This window comes from Methylotenera sp. (genome assembly GCF_013141425.1).
Lineage (GTDB): Bacteria > Pseudomonadota > Gammaproteobacteria > Burkholderiales > Methylophilaceae > Methylotenera.
This window is the reverse complement of the sequence record NZ_JABFRA010000010.1, coordinates 1-3,836: the sequence shown is the minus strand read 5'-3', so window position 1 is coordinate 3,836 and position 3,836 is coordinate 1. Positions and strand designations below refer to the sequence as shown.

5 protein-coding genes and 3 tRNA genes are annotated in these 3,836 nt (G+C 42.6%); 2 read left to right on the top strand and 6 right to left on the bottom strand.

Annotation, left to right across the window (positions count from 1 at the left end):
* Positions 1–173 (top strand): DUF1993 family protein (locus HOO90_RS00885; protein WP_292838511.1); only part of this gene is annotated, 173 nt, incomplete at its 5' end.
* A gap of 44 nt (positions 174–217) precedes the next feature.
* Here HOO90_RS00885 and HOO90_RS00880 read toward each other — a convergent pair.
* From HOO90_RS00880 to HOO90_RS00860, 5 genes are all read right to left on the bottom strand, one after another.
* Positions 218–1,615, bottom strand: a complete 1,398-nt coding sequence (locus HOO90_RS00880) for a hypothetical protein (RefSeq protein ID WP_292838509.1) — start codon at positions 1,613–1,615, stop codon at positions 218–220.
* A gap of 430 nt (positions 1,616–2,045) precedes the next feature.
* Positions 2,046–2,122, bottom strand: a tRNA-Asp gene (locus HOO90_RS00875).
* Between the two features lie 94 nt (positions 2,123–2,216).
* A tRNA-Val gene (locus tag HOO90_RS00870) sits at positions 2,217–2,292 on the bottom strand.
* An 88-nt stretch (positions 2,293–2,380) separates the two neighbouring features.
* A complete protein-coding gene (locus HOO90_RS00865) occupies positions 2,381–2,821 on the bottom strand; it encodes a DUF2721 domain-containing protein (RefSeq protein WP_292838507.1) in 441 nt (146 codons plus the stop codon).
* Positions 2,822–3,014: 193 nt separating this feature from the next.
* A tRNA-Pro gene (locus tag HOO90_RS00860) sits at positions 3,015–3,091 on the bottom strand.
* Between the two features lie 284 nt (positions 3,092–3,375).
* Between HOO90_RS00860 and HOO90_RS00855 the strand changes: the two genes are divergently transcribed.
* Positions 3,376–3,555 (top strand): hypothetical protein, encoded by a 180-nt coding sequence (locus HOO90_RS00855; protein WP_292838505.1) that lies wholly within the window; start codon positions 3,376–3,378, stop codon positions 3,553–3,555.
* Between the two features lie 32 nt (positions 3,556–3,587).
* Here the strand turns inward: HOO90_RS00855 and HOO90_RS00850 are convergent.
* Positions 3,588–3,836 (bottom strand): heme-binding protein (locus HOO90_RS00850; RefSeq protein WP_292838503.1); only part of this gene is annotated, 249 nt, incomplete at its 5' end.

Sequence of the window (3,836 nt, the reverse complement as noted above, 5' to 3'; positions counted from 1 at the left end):
CACGTGAAGTGACCATTACTGTGCGCCAAGTCGATTTAAAATTTAAAGGGCAAGATTACCTGCTTAAATGGGTGAACCCCAATGTGTATTTTCACGTGACCACTGCTTACAATATTTTACGCCATAATGGGGTGGAACTTGGGAAGTCAGACTTTTTAGGGCCAAGAAAATAATTTAAATACTCGATCCAACCTCCAATAAAAAGCAGAATATGCGTTTAAAAGTTAGGTGAAGGCGAACCGATAGGCATTAGCTTTAAAGTCACTGTTTTACTGTCTTTTTGCCAATATAGCGGCAATGTGTGATTTGGAAATTGTAGGAGTAGCACAACGCCCTGTTCCAAAAAAGTTCGTGCCATTGGTGGCAAATGCTCGTTAAATGCACAACCTTTTTTGCTAATTAATCCCTCAACATTTAGCATCTCAGGTTCACCTGTTTGTGGGTACGCCACCAGTCTCCATGCAGTATTCCAGCCCAAATTATAGTGGCTGCCATAATGCTGGTCTAAATCTAGCTCACAGGCATTTAAAATCAAGGGTAAATCGGGTAATGGTTTAGCCGCTTGCTTTTGCTTCTCCATCAAAGCATTCCAAGCTTTGATGGAAGCAAGCCTTGATTGTGGTGAAAATGGTGAATCACTAAAATCATAATCATCTGGTTTTTTCAGGGTATTTAATCGATTAACACCCTGCTCTAATTTTGCTACATCGCTGGTATATTCCAATTGTTCGTTCAATAAATATTGAGCTTTTGGACGCGCCTCTTCAACTCCCAACTGCGTGGCTTTTTCATAAAACTCGATAGCCTCATCTTTATTGACTGGCTGACCTTTCCCTGATTCTGCCATTTCGCCTAAATGTAAATAAGCAACGCCTACATTTTGTGCCGCGCCTTTTTGCAGGGCCGCTTTAGCCTCAGGATAATTTTTATCCTCTAACTGCAAGGCGCCATAGTTTGTCCAAGAAGTTGCGTCATTTTTATCCATACCCATCTGCAACCAAGTCGCGGCTTTCTTGCGCAATGCGGCTAAATCAAAGTGCTCTTTCAATAAGGCATGAGCATTGTTCACCACTAAATAGGCACGCAGATATTGCCTCGAGACTAAATCGTAACCCTTGTCCTCTGGTTTTAAGGTGTAAGCCTCCGCATAATAATCGCCTGATTGAATTATGCTATCGGCGATTTTCTTCGCATCCCACGGATCAAACCCATTCAACGTTTCTTGTGAGACGTTATAAGCTTTAGCCAAATTATAAAGTGTGGGGAATTTTAAACCGCGGCTCAGCGCCTCTTCATATAGCTTAATTGCATCATCTTTTAGGCCTTCATCTAACGCAATCGAGCCCAAATTATGGCTTGCACGCGCCGACCCTTTTTCGCGCGCCTGCTCATACAGCGTTTTGGCTTGCGCCAAATCTACTGGCACACCTAAGCCCAAATGATTGGCTTTACCTAAAAGAAACAAAGCATCTACGTTGCCTTTAGCGGCATCTGCACGTGCAGCAGGCAAGAACTGTTCATATTGCTTGTTAGTAAATTGCTCTTCTAGAGTCACAGCATAAGCTAAATCAATAAACCAAAAACTAAGCATTAGCCAAAGCAATATTTTGTTCATTGATGACATTTCCATGAATTTTTACACATCATACCGCTTAAATATGCCAACAATAACTAAATTGAATTGAGAGTTTTTCGGCTGTTGGGGTGCCGAGTATACCAATTGAATGGCGTAGGTCATGCTATAGAAATTGAACTACAGAACAATTGATAAGTGCCTCCATTTAGGGTTATTCAAATCAATTAAATATTCAAGACTACAGTGATTTTATACACCCAATTTTTAGCAATTACAACAAAAATTAAACGGGTTTAAAGCATTTTTATTAGCAAAATGTACGAAGATTTATGTTTTAAACTTGTAAAACACATGCTCTGCAAGCCAATATCCATGCGGGTCGCAGGGCAGGTCATTTAGGCAGCTTTGGGGAGTTATTACTAGAAAAATTGATAACGATGGGCAACGGTTTGCCCATCGTTAGGCTTGCTGGCGGAGCGGACGGGACTCGAACCCGCGACCCCCTGCGTGACAGGCAGGTATTCTAACCAACTGAACTACCACTCCAAAACGGTACGTTTTTAACTAAACAAAACGTATTTAAACTCGCTCACTTATTATTAAAACAACAAGAAAAACGATAGTCACACTTGCAGGATAATGGTGGGTGCTAACGGGGTCGAACCGCTGACATTCGCCTTGTAAGGGCGACGCTCTACCAACTGAGCTAAGCACCCTGCCTGACTAACGAGGTGCGCATATTACATGAAATTTAGAAATTTTTCCAAGTTTGATTGAATAAATTTAGAAAATATTTGAAATTTATTATTCTTCGTACTTAAACGGCACAATCACCTCGCGCGAAGCCAGCACAATTTCGCGTAAAAAACACAATAAAGCCAAAATGACCGAGAACATAGAAGATATAAATGCCAGCAATACAATGTGCGGCATTTTAAAACCTGATTCCACCGAGATAAACAAAGCCACAATCGAAACGCATACGCACAAAGCCGCCAGCGTTGCCAAGCCGATTGCACGCCTAAGCCATTTGGTGCGCCTAACGATAATCGCCAGCTCATCGCTCACCTTTGCACGCTTCTCACTCGGCATATCATTTAACAAGCGCGCTCTATCAATAGAGCGACCCAAACGCCCGATTAACACGCCAAGAATAGAGCCTATTCCGGTAAGTAAAAACACAGGCGCAACCGCGTCACGAATCGCTTCAGAAACAGAATGAATATCGGTAATCGGGGTCATCATGGTAAAAGGGCTTTGCTTAGAGTTGAACGTGATAAATCAAACTTAGTAAATTACACTTGGTAAACCAAAATAGGTGAATGAAATTTAGCCGTAAAACACAAACCCGTCAATTTGTTTTACTTCTTGCTTACACATTCCATGCAACACCATCAATCTTAAAAACAAAAAAGGAGCCGAAGCCCCTTTTTATATGTGGTCGGCGTGGAGAGATTCGAACTCCCGACATCCTGCTCCCAAAGCAGGCGCGCTACCAGGCTACGCTACACGCCGAAGGCCGGCACTATACTGAGAACCCGCCTCGCAGTCAATATTTAGCACATCAATTCACTAGAAAATTGCCCAAAATAAGCTAAAACTCCTGCCCTGCAACCGCAAGGGTTGTCCCCACAGAATATACCAGCTAAAGTTGGTTATTCATACGTGAGACCCAATATCCATGCGGGTTGCAGGGCATGCCTAAAACATCTTTGCAAATCACCCATTAGCCTATAGAAAGCGTATGATTAAACTGTAATCTAGTAAAATTCAACGGTAAGAAAAAGAGGAAAAGCATCATGGCAAACGACCCAAAAGACCACAAATTTAACGAACATGTAAAAGCGATTGAAGAACACAAATCTCTACTAGAAAAACTGCATTTAGAAAATGACGCAGATTTAGCCAAAGCCAAAAACTCGCTAGAAAACCTCGCCATCACGCTTGAAGAATATTTAAAAGTGATTGGTGTGCCATAGCCTTAAATCGTCCATGACACATCCCGAATGATTTAATACGCCACCATCACCTCATTGCGGCGCAAAAATGGCAACGTCCACGGCGGATTGTAACGCGCTAGTTCAGGCGTGCCGATAGGCGTGATGTTTTTGCTTTTAAGCCAAGCTAACAACTCCGCTGTTTTTTTAGCGGTTTTTTCCTCGCCTGCCAAACCAGAAAAACGCAACACCGCAGCGCGGCTTTCTGGCAGCTCGCGCAAAGTCACCGCGCCATTATTGGGTGTTGGCAAGGTGCTTAAGGA